Origin of the sequence: Acidovorax kalamii (assembly GCF_002245625.1) — a bacterium.
In the GTDB taxonomy this organism is placed as follows: domain Bacteria; phylum Pseudomonadota; class Gammaproteobacteria; order Burkholderiales; family Burkholderiaceae_C; genus Acidovorax; species Acidovorax kalamii.
Genome location: NZ_NOIG01000001.1, coordinates 78,382 through 95,050, shown reverse-complemented (window position 1 = coordinate 95,050; position 16,669 = coordinate 78,382). Strand labels below are relative to the sequence as shown.

Here is a 16,669-nt window from a genome sequence, read left to right as displayed (position 1 = left end):
GAATGAACAGAGACTTTGCATGCGTGTGATTGCCGTTGTATCGCCACTCGGAGGAGTGGGGCGAACCACCCTGACTGCCCATCTGGCCACGCTCCTGGCGCGCCAGGGCCAGCGCAGCCTGGCGGTGGAGCTGTGCGCCCAGAACCTGCTGGGGCGGCACCTGGGCATGCACGAGGCCAGCACCACTGGCTGGGCCCGCGCGGCGGCCGACGGGCAATGGTGGGCTGAAAACGGATTTGACAACTCGGATGGCGTGCGAGTCCTGCCTTTTGGAGCGGCTTCCCTGGAAACCATCAGCACCCTGCACCAGCTGCTGCAGGCGCAGCCGCGCTGGCTGCAGGACCAGATCGAACTGCTGGACATCCCCTCTGATTGCACCGTGCTGCTGGACACCCCCTTGTGGCCCTCACCCTGGGCCCAATCCGCACTGCACTGCGCCGACACCGTGCTGGTGGCACTGGAAGCCTCTGCCCGCGCCTGCGCGGCCCTGAGCAGTGTGCAGACCCTGCTGCGCAGCGCTGCAGCAGCCCCCAGTGAGCAGGGTGTGCTTGTCACGCGTTTCGATCCGCGCCGGGTCTCCCACCGCGAGGCCTTGCAGACCCTGCGCGAACAATGGGGAGAGCGCCTCATCCCCTATACCTTGCACGAAGATGAGAACATCGCGCGCGCACTGGCCCGCGCCATGTGTGTGGGCAGCCTGGCGCCCCAGGCACAGTCCGCCCACGACCTGCAGGGTGTGTGCAACTGGCTGGTGGGCCAGCGTGCAGCCCCCGCGTCCATGCTGGTGTCCGGCGCCGCCCTGCCATGACCTATCTGCACGATACGGGCGTGGCACCCCGCGCAAACGCGCCGTACCCCCCTCAAGCGCCTGCGAACGAGGGCTCCGAGCCAGACCACATGAGCCTCTGGATACGCTGGCTTGCGCGGCAGTTGGAAGTGGCACCCGGTGCACCATGGTGGATGTGGCTGTGGCGCTGCGTCGTGCTGCCCGCCACGCCCGAGCGTGCACTGCTGCCTTGGCTCCTTCAGCCGGGGCGCTGGCTGCTCGCAGGACTGGTGTTTGTGCTGCGCTGGGGCTGGAAAGGCCTGGCCCTGCTTCTGAACGGGGTGTTCTGGCCCATACGCCTCTTCCTGCGCGCCATGGACCGGTTGGCCACCCATGTCAGCGTGGAGAAGGGCATGCGCCTGGCCGACCAGGTGCTGTCTCCCCTCATGGAAATTCCCGGGCTCCGGTGGGTGGTGCTGGCCGTGGGCCTTCTGGCCGGGCTGGTCGTCATGACGACCCCCTTCAACTGGCTCGGGCAGACACTGTTCATGCTGCTTTGCTGGGGCCTGTCGCTGGTGCTGCGCCGCCTGCCAGGGCGCTACCCCTCGCTGGCACTGGCGGCCATCAGCCTGCTGGCCATGGGGCGCTATGCCTGGTGGCGGGTGACCTCGTCCATCGAGTTCGAATCGGCCATTGAATCCTTCCTGGGCTACGGCCTGCTGGCCGCCGAAGCCTACACGTGGCTGGTGGTGGTGCTCGGATTCATCCAGACCGCCTGGCCCCTGCACCGCCGCCCGGCCGACCTGCAGGGCCAGCCTGCCTCCTGGCCTACCGTCGATGTCTACATTCCCACCTACAACGAACCCCTGAGCGTGGTGCGGACCACCGTGCTGGCGTCCATGGCACTGGACTGGCCCAAGGACAAGGTGAAGGTCTTCATCCTGGACGATGGTCGGCGCGAGGAATTCCGCGAGTTCGCTGAGTCCATGGGCGTGGGTTACATCGTGCGCCCCGACAACAACCACGCCAAGGCTGGCAACCTGAACCACGCGCTGGGCAAAACCGACGGCGAGCTGATCGCCATTTTCGATTGCGACCACATCCCCACACGCTCATTCCTGACCACGGCCGTGGGCTGGTTCCAGCGCGACCCGAAGTGCGCCATGCTGCAGACGCCGCATCACTTCTTCTCGCCCGACCCGTTTGAACGCAACCTGGGCACCTTCCGCCGCGTGCCCAACGAGGGCGCACTGTTCTACGGGCTGATCCAGGATGGCAACGATTTCTGGAACGCCACCTTCTTCTGCGGCTCCTGCGCCGTGATCCGCCGTGGCCCGCTGCTGGAGGTGGGTGGCATCGCCGTGGAAACCGTGACCGAGGACGCACACACGGCCCTCAAGCTGCACCGGCGCGGCTACACCACGGCCTACATCAACGAAACCCAGGCCGCGGGCCTCGCCACCGAGAGCCTGTCGGCCCATGTGGGGCAGCGCATCCGTTGGGCGCGCGGCATGGCACAGATCTTCCGCGTAGACAACCCATTCCTCGGCAAGGGCCTCACGCTGTGGCAGCGCATTTGTTATGCCAATGCCATGGTGCACTTCTTCTTCGGACTGCCGCGGTTGGTGTTCCTCACGGCGCCCATGGCCTTCCTGTTCTTCGAGTGGCACATCATCAACGCGGGCGCGATCATGATCGCGCTGTACGTGCTGCCCTACATCCTGCAATCCAACATCGCCAACGCACACGTGCAAGGCGAGCACCGGCACACATTCTGGGCCGAGGTCTATGAGACCGTGCTGGCCTGGTACGTGGCGCTGCCCACCACGGTGGCGCTGATCAACCCGCGCCTGGGCAAGTTCAACGTGACAGCCAAGGGCGGACTGGTGGATGAGCCCTACTTCGACTGGGCCATCTCGCGCCCCTACACCGTGCTGGTGCTGCTGAACTTCGCAGCCTTTGGCATGGGGATCATGCGCCTGTTCTTCTGGAACACGGAAGAAACGGCCACCGTGCTGCTGAACCTGCTGTGGACCGTCTACAGCATCCTCATGCTGGGGGCAGCGCTGGGCGTGGCCTCCGAGGCGCGCCAGGTGCGCCGCATGCACCGTGTGGCAACCCGGCTGCAGGCCACGCTGTACCAGGACGACGGTACGGTGCTCCAGGCCGTCTGCATCGACTTCTCCATGACAGGAGTGGGCCTGGAGCTGCCCGAAGGCATCCGACCAGCAGTGGGGGAAAAGGTACAGGTGGGCCTGTGGCGCGGCCATTCCGAATGCACCTTCCCCGCCACCATCATGCTGCACCGGGGCCAGGGCGCCACGGGCCTGCAATTCGACCCCATGACCCGCGAACAACAGATCGACCTGGTGCAATGCACCTTTGCCCGCCCCGACACCTGGCGGCAATGGAACGACAGCCATGACATCGACCGCCCCTTGCATGGCCTGCAGGAGATCGCCCAGCTCGGCGTGCTCGGCTACCGCAAGTTCTGGGAATCGCTGCTCGACGCTGCCCACACCCGCTGGCCCACCGGGAGACAACGCAGACAACAGGGACTGGGCGCATGAGCTACTGGAACCTGTACTTCCTGGTCAAAGTCGGCCTGTACTTCACGGGCTACATCGGTTTCAGCTGGTGGCTGAACCTGCTTCTGTGGCTGGCGCTGCTGCCCCCCATCGGCCACCGGCTGCTGAGACGCACCCGCGCCGTGCTGGCCTGGCCAGCGGCGATTGCCCTGCTGTACTACGACTCCTACCTACCCACCCTGGGTCGCGTGTTGTCCCAGCTCAAGGCTCTCGCGGGTTTCAGCGCCGACTACTGGATGGAGTTGGCCGGGCGGCTGGTCAACCCCACCGCTGTGGCGATGGCTGTGGCCGGTGTCTTTCTCTATGCGGCCTTGGCGCGACGCGTGCGCTTTGCCACCTTGGCCCTTGTTGGCATCTTGAGCGTGCCAGTGGTGGCAGCCCTCCAGGAGCGGGAGGCTCAGATCACCGATGCCGGAAATGCCCAGGCCAACACTGGCGATGGCTCCTCCGTGGCGGGCGCCGACGCGGCAGACCCCGACGCCCTCCTGCAAAAGTTCTATGCCAGCGAAAGCCAGAAACGGATGCAGTTCAGCACCGCAGGCGGACCGCCCCCGTTCGACATCATTCTGCTGCACGTATGCTCACTGTCCTGGGACGACATGGAGTTTGTGGGCCAGCGCAACCACCCGCTGCTCCAACGCTTTGACGTGCTGTTCACCAACTTCAACAGCGCCGCCAGCTATAGCGGGCCGGCTTCGCTGCGCGTGCTGCACGGCTCGTGCGGGCAAACGCCCCACAACAAGCTGTACGAGGGCATCGATCCACAGTGTTACGTGTTTCCCAACCTGGAGAAGGTGGGCTACCAGACAGCGGCTCTGCTCAACCACGACGGCGTATACGAAGAGTACGCCCATGCGCTGGAGCAGCGCGGCGGTTTGGCGGGCAAGCTGCAGCCCAACCAGAGTGCGCCAGTACACATGCAGAACTTCGATGGCTCGCCGATCTACAACGACCACGCGCTGCTGTCGCAGTGGTGGAAGAAGCGCAGCAGCGAGCGGGGTGCCGCCCCCGTGGCGCTGTACTACAACAGCATCTCACTGCACGACGGCAACCGCGTGCCCGGCATGACCTCCCGCAGCAGCCTGGACACCTACAAGCCTCGCCTGGTGCAGCTGATGGCTGATTTCGACAAATTCATTACGGAATTGGAAACGGCGGGTAAACCGGTGGTGGTAGTGCTCGTGCCTGAACACGGCGCATCGCTGCGCGGCGACAAGATACAGATTTCGGGCATGCGCGAGATTCCAGGCCCACGCATCACACTGGTGCCTGCTGGCGTAAAGCTCGTGGGCATGAAGAAAAAAGACCCTGCGGCCGAGTCCTCAGCGCCGGTGGTGGTGAACCAGCCGATGAGCTACCTGGGCCTGTTCACCTTGCTTGGCGACCTGCTGAGCGACAGTCCCTATGCCGACTCCGCCCGTCCGCTGACCGATCGCCTGCAGGCACCGGAGACCACCCCCTTCGTCTCGGAAAACGCCGACGTGATCGTGATGCGCAACGCGGCCGGCAAGTATCTGATGAAGTCGGGCAACGGAGAGTGGATTCCCTACAGCTATTGATCCACGGCATTGGCCCAGGCCGCGCCCGGAGGCTGTGTCCCGCATAATCGGCCGCTGCGCCCGCGCACCGGGCCCTCGCCCGCCTGCGGCGTGCGTCCATCAACCCCTTCCCCTCTTCGCATGAACCCACAAGCCCACCTGCTCTGGAAAGCGCCCCGCTGGGCCTTGGCGGTGTTGCAGGCGGTGCTAGGGATGCTGGGGCCGTTCTCCATCGACACCTACATCCCCGCGTTCTCGGGCATTGCCACGGCACTGGGTGCCACGCCGGTACAGATGCAACAGACGCTGTCCGCCTACCTGTTCGGCTTCGCGTTCATGAGCCTGTTCCATGGTGCGCTGGCCGACAGCTTTGGCCGCAGGCCGGTGATTCTCTGGGGCATCGCAGTCTTCACACTGGCCTCGGCGGGCTGTGCGTTGTCGCAGACCATCGGGCAATTGGTGTTCTTCCGGGCACTGCAGGGCCTGTCCACGGGCGCGGGCATCGTGGTCTCGCGCGCAGTGATCCGCGACATGTTCCCGCCCGCCCAGGCACAGAAGGTGATGAGCCAGGTCACCATCTACTTTGGTGTGGCCCCGGCGATTGCACCCATCGTGGGGGGCTGGTTGTTCGTACACCTGGGCTGGCACAGCATCTTCTGGTTTCTGACCCTGGTGGGTGTGGCGCTGTGGACCGCCAACTACCGCCTGCTGCCCGAGACCTTGCACCACGAGCACCGACAGCCCTTCAACGTGCGCCACCTGATGCGCGGCTATGTGCAGCTCGGGTCCAGTGCGCGGTTTGTGTTGCTTGCCCTGGCCAGTGGCGTGCCATTCAACGGCATGTTCCTCTACGTACTCTCTGCACCGGCTTTCCTGGGCGAACATTTGTCGCTGGCGCCCACGCAGTTCTTCTGGTTCTTCATCCTGACCATTTCGGGCATCATGGGCGGCGCCTGGCTTAGCGGGCGCCTGGCCGGGCGCATCCCACCCAAGCGGCAGATACGCCATGGGTTTCTCATCATGTGCACGGTGGCGGTGCTCAACCTCGCGGCCAACCTGCTGTTTCCGCCACACGCCTGGTGGGCCCTGCTGCCCATTGCCATCTTCTCGTTCGGCTGGGCACTGATGGTGCCGGTGGTCACGCTGCTGGTGCTGGACCTGCACCCGGAGCGCCGGGGCATGGCCTCGTCGATGCAAGCCTTTGTGGGCTCCAGCGCCAATGGCCTGGTGGCCGGTCTGATTGCCCCCCTGGTCATGCACTCCACGGTGCTGCTGGCACTGGCCTCGCTGCTGATGATGGGCATAGGCCTGGCGGCCTGGATCTATCTACACAACCGCTGGCCCGACATCGGACGCACACCCGTTCAGCTCTGAGCATCCACCCCGGGTTCACCCAGGATCGCTCCTGGGGCCGCACTACCCTGCAGGACCATGGCCAACTGTCAGTGCAAGGTGGTCACCGGGCATGCATCCACCTCAAGTGTTGTGCGGCTGCCGACGGTCCACATTTTTCTGCTGGTAATAGCGGTTTTTCTCGGCGTACATGGCTTGGTCGGCCCGATTGATCGCCGCTTCCACCCCATCGCCGGAATGGCAACTGGCGATGCCCATGGCCAGACTCAAGTGCTGGCCGGGGTAGAACTGGTTGTTCAGCTCCAGCATCGAGATGATGCGCTCCTGCAACGCATATGCCCCACGCTCTTCAGTGCCAGGCAACAGCACGGTGAATTCATCGCCGCCAATGCGCGCCGCGCAGGCCGGGGCATCCACGGCCTTGGCCAGCACCTCACCCACGCGCCGCAGCATCGAGTCGCCCGCCGCGTGGCCTTGCTCGTCATTGACCACCTTGAGCCCATTCAGGTCAATGGCGATGACGGACAGAGGCCAGGGCCCTTTGCGCGTGAGCCGGTTCAACTCTTCGGCATAGAAGGCGCGGTTGCGCAGCTGGGTGAGTACATCGTGTTTGCCCAGGTATTCGAGGTAAGCCTCGGCCTTTTTTCGGGCCGTGATATCCACCAGCGACAGGAGCACCAGCCCCCAATCATGCCGATGGCTATCGAGCACCGAGAATTGCATGTGGATGTTCACCGCGTCGCCCGACAGTGAGTAGTTCACCACCTCGCGCTGCTGGAAGGTCTTCCCCTCCCACAGGTCCTGCAGCTGCTCTGCGAAGGACTCATGCATTTCGCCACGGAACACGCGGCCGATGTTGTTGAGCAGCATCTCCTTGCTGGCAGCACCGAACATGCGCAATGTCTGCTGGTTCACGTCGATGACGCGGATCTCCTGCATGCAGCGGCTCACGAAGTCGGGGTGTACCTTGAGGAAGGTCTTGAAGTCGCCAATGCCCTGGGCGCGCACGCCATCGAGCAGATTCTTCACGGCGCTGAAGTCTTCCACCCAGAGCGAGACCGGCGAATGCTCGAACAGGTCGCGCGCATACTGCTCGCTGCGCCGCAAGCGGCGCGCAGCCTCCAGTTGCTGGGTGTTGTCCTCCAGAGAGACCAGCACGCGGCTCCAGTCGGCCTCATGACCAGGCAGTATGCGCGCGCGGACCAGCACGTCCAGGCGCCGGCCGTCAAGCGCGTAGTTCACCGTCTGGTTGGCAAACTCCATCTGTCCGTCCCACAGCTGCGCAAGCTCATGCGCCGCAGTGTCGTGCCGGTCATCCCGAAAGACTTTGTCGAGGTTGGCTTCCAGATGCTGCTGGCTGTCGGCCGAGAACAACTCCAGCGTGCGCCGATTGACCTGCAGCACACGCAGCGACGCACTGCATTGGCGCAGGCGGGCCGGGTCTTCGGCCAGATGGGAGCGTATGTCGGTGACCCCTTGCGCACGCCAGCCATCGAACAGACGTTTGAGTTCGCTGAAATCCTCCAGCCAAAGCGACACGGGCGCCAGCTCGAACATGTGTTCGTAATCGGCCCCCGAGGAGAGAGAAGACACCACAACAAATTCCTCCGTGGGCAATTATTGACGACACGGCCCGCAAAAAGCAGGGGGCCCGCACTCCAGCCACAAAAAAGGGCTGGCACCTTGCGGTACCAGCCCTTGATCGGTGGGAGCGCTCAACACGCCCCCAGCCCTATTCATCAATCAGCGTGCGGGGCGCGCTGGGCGCTTGCGCGCATCGTGGGCCACAAAGGGCTTGCCACCACCACCCGCAGGCTTGGAGAACGCAGGCTTGCGCGGCGCGAAATCACCACGGGGTGCGCCGGCATCGCCACGGGGCGCAAAGCCACCGCGGCCCGCATCGCCAAAGCCCGGCTTGCGGCCATAGCCTTCGCCGTCGCGGCGAGGAGCAAAACCACGGTCAGCACCACGATCGTCACGACCACCGAAGCCGCCACCATCGCCTCGGGCTGGAGCACCACGGTTGTCACCACGGCCAGCAAAACCGCCGCCAAAACCACCACCGAAGCCGCCACGGGCAGGGCCACCGAACTTGCGGTCACGGCTGTCACGGTCATAGCCACCCGAGCGGCCACGGCCACCAAAATCACCGCCACGGGGCGCCTGGGGGGCGCGTTGGGCAGGCTCCATGCCAGGGATCACTTCGGCCTTGAACTGCTGGCGGCTGTACGACTCAATGTCGTAAATCTTGCGGCGGTCGCGGAACTCGGCAAAAGTGACGGCCAGGCCGTCGCGGCCCGCACGGCCGGTGCGGCCAATGCGGTGGGTGTAGTCCTCGGCCTTCATGGGCAGGCCGAAGTTGAACACGTGGGTGATGGTGGGCACGTCGATGCCACGGGCTGCGACATCGGTCGCCACCAGAATCTGCACCTGGCCGCTGCGCAGCGCCATCAGGCGGCGGTTGCGCAGGCCCTGGCTCAAGGCACCGTGCAGGGCGACAGCCGAGAAGCCATCTTGCTGCAGGTCGTTGGCCAGACCATCGCACTCCACCTGGGTGCTGGCGAACACGATGGCTTGGTTGATCGTGGTGTCACGCAGCCAGTGGTCCAGCAGCTTGCGCTTGTGCTGGGCGTTGTCGGCCCAGTACAGCACCTGCTTGATGTTGGTGTGTTTCTCTTGCGGAGAGTCGATAGTCACCTTTTGCACGGACGAGCCACCGTCGTGCATCACACGCATGGCCAGCTGCTGGATGCGGGGCGCGAACGTGGCGCTGAACATCATGGTCTGCTTGCGCTGGCTGGTCAGCTGGTTCAGCTCGGCCAGGTCGTCCGAGAAGCCCAGGTCCAGCATGCGGTCGGCTTCGTCCACCACCAGGAACTGCACCTTGTCGAGCTTGATCTGCATGGAGCGCTGCAGGTCCAGCAGGCGGCCAGGGGTAGCAACCACCAGATCGGCGTTCTGCAGCTTGGCGATCTGCAGCTGGTAGGGCATGCCGCCCACCACATTGGCCACGCGCAGACCACGGCAGTGCTTGACCAGATCGATGGCGTCGTGCGCCACCTGCTGGGCCAGTTCACGGGTGGGGCACAAGATCAGCGCGCCCGGCGTGGCGGCCTTGAAATTGCGCGAGCTGGTGGGGTCCTTGCGCTTGGCACGCTTGGGGGCGGGCTCGCCACGGGCAGCCGCTTCGGCCACCGCACGCTCGAACGCGGCGCGCTCTTCAGCCTGGGCCACGGCCTGCTGCTGGATCAGCGTGTGCAGCACCGGCAGCAGGAAGGCGGCGGTCTTGCCGCTGCCCGTCTGGCTGGAGACCATCAGGTCGATGAACTTCGAGGCATCGCTGCCCATGGCCAGAGGAATGGCCTTGCGCTGCACGCTGGTGGGCTGTGTGTAGCCCAGGTCGGCCACGGCTTGCACCAGCTCGGGCGCCAAGCCCAGTTCGACGAACCCATTGGGCTCGGCGGTCACGGCGGCAGCATCTTCAATAGCGGCGGCCACCACGGAATCGAGGGAGGAGGACTGCACGGAAACGTCGGCAGCAAAGGAATTATCAGCAGGCGCGAATTCGCCCTGCACCAAAGAGGTGTCGGTCATGAATTTTTCTCTCACGAAGACGGTCGCGGGCGCTGCCCACGATTGGCTTCGTCAAATGGTTAAAAAACATCAACCATCAAACGAAACCTGCGCTGGCTCTGGGGAATCAGGCCGATGCGGGTGGGCTGTTATTCGCCAGTCCTGCACTGCCGGCTTACATTTGCATGTGGGCAGTGGGCTGGCAAGCCCGGTGTGTGAGGGGAGATGCACAAACTGCGAGGCGGATTTCCTGCGCAGCCCGCAATTATGACACGGTTAAGGGTTTCCCCGCAATACCCTTCCAATGCGCAGCCTCTCCAGGGCGTGCTCCGGGCGCACGCCCTCGCGCAATGGCCGCACCGCTGCAGGGGCGCCCCATACCGCGCATGCGCCGAGGGCTCTCCTGACGCCCAGCGATTCAGGGGTTTTTCACTTCCACGGACAACAGGTGCTGGCGGTAGTGCGCCAGCTCATCGATGGACTCGTGCACATCCGCTAGGGCCGTGTGCTTTTGCGCCTTCTTGAAGCTGGTGTAGGCCTCGGGCTTCCAGCGTTTGGCCAGCTCCTTCAAGGTGCTGACATCGACGTTGCGGTAGTGGAAGAACTTCTCCAGCTTGGGCATGTAGCGCACCAGAAAACGGCGGTCCTGCCCGATGCTGTTGCCACACATGGGGGCTGTGCCCTTGGGTACATACTGGCTCAGGAAGGCAATGATCTGTTGCTCGGCCTCTTCCTCGGTCACTGTCGAGGCCTTCACCTTGTCGATCAGGCCGCTGCGGCCGTGGGTCCCCTTGTTCCAGGCATCCATCTTGTTCAGCAATTCATCCGACTGGTGGATGGCAAACACCGGGCCTTCGACACGGGGTTCCAGACCGGGGCCCGTCACGACCACGGCGATTTCCAGCAGGCGGTCCGTATCCGGCTCCAGGCCGGTCATTTCGCAATCGAGCCAGACCAGGTTCTGGTCGGATTTGGCAAGCGTGGCAGGGGTGGGGTTGTTGGCTTCTGACATGGCGCGCATTGTCGCCGATGGCCTAAACTCGCCGCACATGCCCACCCCCGACGACTTCTCCCCCTCCATGCTGCTCACGCTGGCCTTTGCGACTGCACTGGTCCTGGGCCTGGCGCTCAAGTTCTGGCTGGCCACCCGCCAGGTGCGGCATATCGCCCGCCACCGCGCCGCCGTGCCTGCACCGTTTGCCGAGCGCATCTCCCTGGCAGCCCACCAGAAGGCCGCCGACTACACCATCACCAAGGCCCGCCTGGGGCTGCTGGAGATGGCCCTGGGCTGCGTGGTGCTGCTGGGCTGGACCTTGCTGGGTGGCTTGGACGCACTGAACCGCACCCTGCTGGACGCCATGGGGCCCGGCATGGCGCAACAGCTGGCGCTGCTGGTGGCCTTCGCCGCCATCGCTGGCCTGATCGACCTGCCCTTGTCGCTGTACCAGACCTTTGTGATCGAAGAGCGTTTTGGCTTCAACAAGATGACCTGGCGCCTGTGGCTGGCCGACGCGGCCAAGGGCCTGCTGGTGGGTGCGGTCATCGGCCTACCGATTGCCGCGCTCATCCTGTGGCTCATGGGCGCGGCCGGCCCGCTGTGGTGGCTCTGGGCCTGGTGCTTCTGGATGGGCTTCAACCTGCTCTTGATGGTGATCTACCCCACCTTCATCGCGCCCCTGTTCAACAAATTCCAGCCACTCGAAGACGAATCACTCAAGGCCCGCGTCACGGCCCTGATGCAGCGCTGCGGCTTCTCGGCCAAGGGCCTGTTTGTGATGGATGGAAGCCGCCGCAGTGCCCATGCCAATGCCTATTTCACGGGCTTTGGCGCGGCCAAGCGCGTGGTGTTCTACGACACGCTGCTGAAGCAGCTGGCCCCGGGTGAAGTCGAGGCCGTGCTGGCGCATGAGCTGGGCCACTTCAAGCACCGCCATATCATCCAGCGCATCGTGGTCATGTTTGGCCTCAGTCTGGCCGGTTTTGCGCTGCTGGGGTGGCTCTCCAACCAGGTGTGGTTCTATACGGGCCTGGGCGTGCGCCCCAACATCTCGTTGGACCCCACCATAGCGGCCGCGCCCAACGACGCCTTGGCGCTGCTGCTGTTCATGCTGGTGGTGCCCGTATTCACCTTCTTCATCTCGCCGCTGTTCTCGCAACAGTCGCGCAGGCACGAGTTTCAGGCAGATGCCTACGCCATGGCCCAGGCCAGCGGCGCCGATCTGGCTTCGGCCCTGCTCAAGCTGTACGAAGACAATGCCTCCACGCTCACACCCGACCCGGTGTACGTGAAGTTCTACTACTCGCACCCGCCCGCCACCGAACGGCTGGCACGCATGCACAACCACCCCGCCCATCCATGACCACCACCATGTTGAAGAAAAAAGACTGGTCTGCGCTTTCCCGCCGTGCGCTGACCGCTACTGAAGTTGTAGCAAATCTGGCCAAGCTCGAAGGCTGGAGCCTGAGCGGCGACGGCGCAAACGTCGCCATCGAGAAGACCTACCGCTTCGCCAACTACTACGAGACCATCTCGTTCGTGAACGCACTGGCCTTCGTCGCCAATGCGCAAGACCACCACCCCGACCTCTCGGTGCACTACAACCGCTGTGTGGTGCGCCTGAACACCCACGATGTGAACGGCATCTCCTCGACCGACTTCGAATGCGCCGCCCAGTTCGACGCCTTGGTCGCGCTATGACACCAGCCCACCATGGCTGAACGCAGCGCCCTCATGGAAGGCACCGTGGTGGCCAGCCATGGGCGCCACTGCATGGTTGAAACCGCCGACGGCGAGCGCCGCATCTGTCACCCTCGGGGCAAAAAAAGCTACGCCGTGGTGGGCGACCGGGTGCTGTGGCAAGCCCCCCCGCCCGGCCAGGGCGACGAAGGCACCATCGAGAAGGTGCTGGAGCGGCGCAACCTGTTCTACCGCCAGGACGAGATCCGCACCAAGTCGTTTGCGGCCAACCTGGATCAGGTGCTGATCCTGATCGCGGCAGAACCCGTGTTCTCCGAAAGTCAGCTCGCCCGCGCCCTGATCGCAGCCGAGGCCGAAGGCATCAAACCACTGATCGGCCTCAACAAAAGCGATCTGGTGGAGCCCTTTGCCCGCGCCTGGGAACGGCTGCTGCCGTACCGCCACATGGGGGCAGGCACGCACTATGGCGTGCTGCCCTTGTCGCTGGCGCTGTCCAGCGATGTGGACCGCGCGCTGCTGATGGAACACCTGCGCGGCAAGACCACGCTGGTGCTGGGCCCCTCGGGCTCGGGCAAAAGCACACTGATCAACCTGCTGGTGCCAGGCGCTACCGTGCAGACCGGCGAGATATCGCAAGCGCTGAACTCCGGCAAGCACACCACCACCAGCACCCACTGGTACTGGATGGATGCGGAGCGCACCACGGCGCTCATCGACTCACCAGGGTTCCAGGAATTCGGTCTGCACCATGTGGCGCCCATGCAGCTCGCCGCCTGCATGCCGGACATCGCAGAACATGCCAGCCACTGCAAGTTCTACAACTGCACCCACCTGCATGAGCCCGGTTGTGGTGTTCTGGATGCGGTTAAAAACGGCTCTTCCGCGCACGGGATAAGCCCAAATCGCTATAAAATTTATAGCGATTTGTTTGAAGAGCTGAGCCACACCCGCTATTGACGCGAGCCCTGCACAAAGGGTGCCCAGCCCTACCCCAACAGGCGGGCCAGCGTGAGCAGCGCCAGCAGCAGCATCCAGACCACCACCGATCGCCACACCAGCCCCACCACACTGCGCAGGTGGCCCACTTCGGGCTCCCGGCCGGGAGTGGAGTCGCTGTCGCCCATGTCGGCGTCGATCTCCAGCCCTTGGGGGGCCTGCGTTTCGGTGCGGGCCTTCAGGGCCTCGCCCCCCAGGCGCACATTGATCGCGCCCGCTGTGGCAGCCAGCACCACGCCATCATTGTCGTTGGGGAACCGCTGCGCATGAAAACGCCAGCCCTCGATCGCTTCCTCAAAACTCCCGACCACGGCAAAGCTGAGTGCCGTGAGCCGCGCCGGCAGCCAGTCCACCACGGTCCAGGCCTGGGCACAGGCCTGCTGCAGCGAGGCACTGGCGGGCTGCGTGCCCGCGCGTTGCCGGTAGTGCCAGTAGCGTGAAACAAATTCGGCCAGACGGTACAACACCGCCCCCGTGGGCCCCAGCCCCAGCGCCGCCAGCACCGAGAACCAGGCCAGCACCCCAAACACATGGCGGTGCGCGGCCAGCACCGAATACTCGATCACATGGCGCACGATCTCGCTGCGGGGCAAGGCCCCCACATCCACCTGCTGCCAATGTGCAAGGCGCTCGCGGGCCGCATCTTCATCGCCTTCTTCGAGCGCATCGCGGATGCCCGTGAAATGGTGGCTGAACTGGCGAAAGCCCAGCGTGACATACAGCACCGCCACGCTCCAGAGCACCGCAAACGGCCAGCCCAGACCCCACAGCAGCGCCCAATGGATGGCCAGCGTGATCAGGGCCGGGAGCAGCACCGCCAAGCTCCAGGCCACCCAGCCATGGTGGGGCTTGCCGGCGTCGAAGTTGCGACTCACGGACAGCGCCCACGCCCGCAGACCCGCATGAATGGGGTTGCTGCGAGCCAGGGGGCGGGCCTGCTCGATCAGCAGAGCGAACAGGATGGCGAAGAAACTCATGGGGGGCAATGATACTGGCGCTTCGCCCCCGTGCACCCTTTATGTGCGAGGCGGATCAGGCCTGCATGAAGCGGTAGAAATTGCGCAGCATACCCGCCGTCGCACCCCAAATGAAATGGTTCTTGCGGCTGTCCTGGTAGGGCATGGAGAACCACTCGCGGTGCACACCGTCCCGGTCGAACACATGGCGCCGGTGGTTGGCGGGGTCCAGCAGAAACGCCAGCGGCACCTCGAACAGGTCCGCCACCTCGTAGGGATTGGGCTGCAGCACGCAGTCTGGCCGCACCAGCGCCACCACCGGCGTGATGATGAAGGACGAGCCGGTGACGTAAGTTGGCAAGGTGCCCAGCACCTCGACGAACTCGGGCGCGAGCCCGACTTCTTCCTGTGCCTCGCGCAAAGCCGTGTCGGCGGTCGTGGCGTCGCCAGGGTCGGCCCGCCCGCCCGGGAAAGCCACCTGCCCCGAGTGGGTGGACAGGTGGGCCGTGCGCTCGGTGAGCAGCACCGTGGGCTGCTCGCGCAGCATGATCGCCAGCAGCACGGATGCGTGGGCTGGCTCGCGGTTCATGAACTTCTTCTCCAGCAGCACCTCGGGCTCCCAGCGGGGCGGGTGCGCAAACCGCGCGCGCAGCGCCTCGGGCGTCTGCGCCGCCGCAGGCACGATGGGCAGGTGCGCATCCACGCCCACCACCGGCACCAGGCGGGGGTCGAAATCAGGCAGGCTGGACAGCGGCGCAACGACGGACGAAACGGCGGGGGCGGGAGAAGAGGCGTTCACTCAAGAAATTCGGTTCGGGTTCAGGTTCGGATTCAACAGGCCAAAAAAACAAAAAAGCCGCTACAGGCTGATGCTGTAGCGGCTTGTCAGGGCAGGCCCTCGCCTTGCTTGGATTAAGCGGCGGTGGCAGCAGCCTTGACGCGCGAAGGCAGCTTTTCCTTGATACGTGCCGACTTGCCGCTGCGGTCACGCAGGTAGTACAGCTTGGCACGGCGCACGTCACCACGGCGCTTGACTTCGATGCTGGCGATCAGCGGGCTGTAGGTCTGGAACGTACGTTCCACGCCTTCGCCGCTGGAGATCTTGCGCACGGTGAAGCCGCTGTTCAGGCCGCGATTGCGCTTGGCAATCACAACACCTTCGTAGGCCTGCACGCGCTTGCGGGTACCTTCCACCACGTTCACGCTCACGATGACGGTGTCACCGGGGGCGAATTCGGGGATGGTCTTGTTCAAGCGGGCGATTTCTTCCGCTTCCAGGGTCTGGATCAGGTTCATGTTTGATGTCCAACGATCTTGTCCGCGCCAAAAGTGGCTGCGTCGGGATTGACGGTTCAGTGTTTTGCGGGAGGAAACCCTGTCAAAACGGCCGGCCAGAGGATCGAAAAGCCTTTGATTATAACAATTCAGGCGAGCTTGGCCAATACCGCCTCGTCGGCCGGGGCCAGACGCCCCGCCTGGCGCGCAGCGTCGATGAGATCGGGGCGGTGGCGGGCCGTGATGGCCAGCCGCTGGTCGCGCCGCCAGCGCTCGATCTGCGCATGGTGCCCGGACATCAGCGCCGCGGGTACCTGCTGCCCCGCCCACTCCTCCGGCCGCGTGTAGTGCGGGCAGTCGAGCAGACCGTCGAGCGCGGGGTTGAAGCTGTCGAGCTGGTGGCTGCCTTCATCGTTGAGCACGCCGGGTTGCAGACGGGCGACCGCATCCAGCAAGGCCATGGCGGCTATTTCGCCGCCCGAGAGCACAAAATCCCCCAGACTCACCTGCACATCCACATGTGCGTCGATGAATCGCTGGTCAATGCCTTCATAGCGGCCACACAGCAGCACGGCGCCTGCGCTGGCAGACCAGCGCTCCACAGCAGCATGGTTGAGCGGCGACCCGATGGGTGAAAAGAGCACCAGCGGCGCCCTGCCCTCCTCCGGCTCGGCCCGCTCCGCTCGGATAGCTGCGAGGCACCGCTGCAGCGGCTCGGCCATCATCACCATGCCGGGGCCGCCGCCAAAGGGCCGGTCGTCCACGCGGCGGTAGTTGCCTTCGGCATGGTCACGCGGGTTCCACAGGCGCACATCGACCTGGCCGCTGGCATAAGCGCGGCGGGTCACACCGCTCGCCAGGAAAGGCGCGAACAGCTCAGGGAACAGGGTGATGATGTCAAAGCGCATGGTGCGTGCAGGGCGCAG

General features: G+C 64.7%; 14 protein-coding genes. 7 read left to right on the top strand and 7 right to left on the bottom strand.

What is annotated here, in order from left to right; all coding sequences use genetic code 11:
• Positions 1–19 precede the first annotated feature (19 nt).
• From bcsQ to CBY09_RS00410, 4 genes are all read left to right on the top strand, one after another.
• On the top strand, positions 20–808 hold the full coding sequence (gene bcsQ, locus CBY09_RS00425) for a cellulose biosynthesis protein BcsQ (protein WP_094285407.1): 789 nt from the start codon (positions 20–22) through the stop codon (positions 806–808).
• An 89-nt stretch (positions 809–897) separates the two neighbouring features.
• A complete protein-coding gene (bcsA, locus tag CBY09_RS00420; protein WP_420807432.1) occupies positions 898–3,336 on the top strand; it encodes a UDP-forming cellulose synthase catalytic subunit in 2,439 nt (812 codons plus the stop codon).
• A complete protein-coding gene (gene bcsG / locus CBY09_RS00415; protein ID WP_094285405.1) occupies positions 3,333–4,913 on the top strand; it encodes a cellulose biosynthesis protein BcsG in 1,581 nt (526 codons plus the stop codon). The genes bcsA and bcsG overlap by 4 nt, the downstream gene beginning before the upstream one ends.
• A gap of 120 nt (positions 4,914–5,033) precedes the next feature.
• Positions 5,034–6,266 carry a multidrug effflux MFS transporter gene (locus CBY09_RS00410; RefSeq protein ID WP_094285404.1) on the top strand — a complete coding sequence of 411 codons (1,233 nt, stop codon included), beginning with the start codon at positions 5,034–5,036 and terminating at the stop codon, positions 6,264–6,266.
• 102 nt (positions 6,267–6,368) lie between these two features.
• Here the strand turns inward: CBY09_RS00410 and CBY09_RS00405 are convergent, their stop codons facing one another.
• The 3 genes from CBY09_RS00405 to orn all read right to left on the bottom strand — a co-directional run bounded on the left by CBY09_RS00405 (position 6,369) and on the right by orn (position 10,830).
• On the bottom strand, positions 6,369–7,841 hold the full coding sequence (locus CBY09_RS00405) for a sensor domain-containing diguanylate cyclase (RefSeq protein WP_205734069.1): 1,473 nt from the start codon (positions 7,839–7,841) through the stop codon (positions 6,369–6,371).
• A 147-nt stretch (positions 7,842–7,988) separates the two neighbouring features.
• Complete coding sequence (locus CBY09_RS00400; RefSeq protein WP_094285402.1) at positions 7,989–9,839, bottom strand: DEAD/DEAH box helicase; 1,851 nt, start codon at positions 9,837–9,839, stop codon at positions 7,989–7,991.
• A gap of 397 nt (positions 9,840–10,236) precedes the next feature.
• Complete coding sequence (gene orn, locus CBY09_RS00395; RefSeq protein ID WP_094285863.1) at positions 10,237–10,830, bottom strand: oligoribonuclease; 594 nt, start codon at positions 10,828–10,830, stop codon at positions 10,237–10,239.
• Between orn and CBY09_RS00390 the strand changes: the two genes are divergently transcribed.
• Genes CBY09_RS00390 through rsgA form a run of 3 tightly spaced genes read left to right on the top strand, consistent with a single transcriptional unit; the run spans position 10,829 to position 13,473 of the window.
• Entirely contained in the window at positions 10,829–12,178 is a 1,350-nt protein-coding gene (locus CBY09_RS00390) for a M48 family metallopeptidase (RefSeq protein WP_240515520.1), read from the top strand. The genes orn and CBY09_RS00390 overlap by 2 nt on opposite strands.
• The gene (locus CBY09_RS00385) at positions 12,175–12,516 is read left to right on the top strand and encodes a 4a-hydroxytetrahydrobiopterin dehydratase (RefSeq protein WP_094285401.1); all 342 of its coding nucleotides are present in this window, start codon (positions 12,175–12,177) and stop codon (positions 12,514–12,516) included. The genes CBY09_RS00390 and CBY09_RS00385 overlap by 4 nt, the downstream gene beginning before the upstream one ends.
• Positions 12,517–12,528: 12 nt before the next feature.
• Positions 12,529–13,473: a ribosome small subunit-dependent GTPase A gene (gene rsgA, locus CBY09_RS00380; protein ID WP_094285400.1), complete on the top strand. Its 945-nt coding sequence runs from the start codon at positions 12,529–12,531 to the stop codon at positions 13,471–13,473.
• 29 nt (positions 13,474–13,502) lie between these two features.
• Here rsgA and CBY09_RS00375 read toward each other — a convergent pair whose 3' ends face one another.
• The 4 genes from CBY09_RS00375 to trmD form a co-directional block, all read right to left on the bottom strand.
• Positions 13,503–14,489, bottom strand: a complete 987-nt coding sequence (locus tag CBY09_RS00375; RefSeq protein ID WP_094285399.1) for a CobD/CbiB family protein — start codon at positions 14,487–14,489, stop codon at positions 13,503–13,505.
• Between the two features lie 55 nt (positions 14,490–14,544).
• Positions 14,545–15,267: a CoA pyrophosphatase gene (locus tag CBY09_RS00370; RefSeq protein WP_240515519.1), complete on the bottom strand. Its 723-nt coding sequence runs from the start codon at positions 15,265–15,267 to the stop codon at positions 14,545–14,547.
• Positions 15,268–15,380: 113 nt separating this feature from the next.
• Entirely contained in the window at positions 15,381–15,764 is a 384-nt protein-coding gene (rplS, locus tag CBY09_RS00365) for a 50S ribosomal protein L19 (protein ID WP_056061081.1), read from the bottom strand.
• Positions 15,765–15,892: 128 nt separating this feature from the next.
• The gene (gene trmD, locus CBY09_RS00360; RefSeq protein WP_094285398.1) at positions 15,893–16,651 is read right to left on the bottom strand and encodes a tRNA (guanosine(37)-N1)-methyltransferase TrmD; all 759 of its coding nucleotides are present in this window, start codon (positions 16,649–16,651) and stop codon (positions 15,893–15,895) included.
• Between the last annotated feature and the right edge of the window lie 18 nt (positions 16,652–16,669).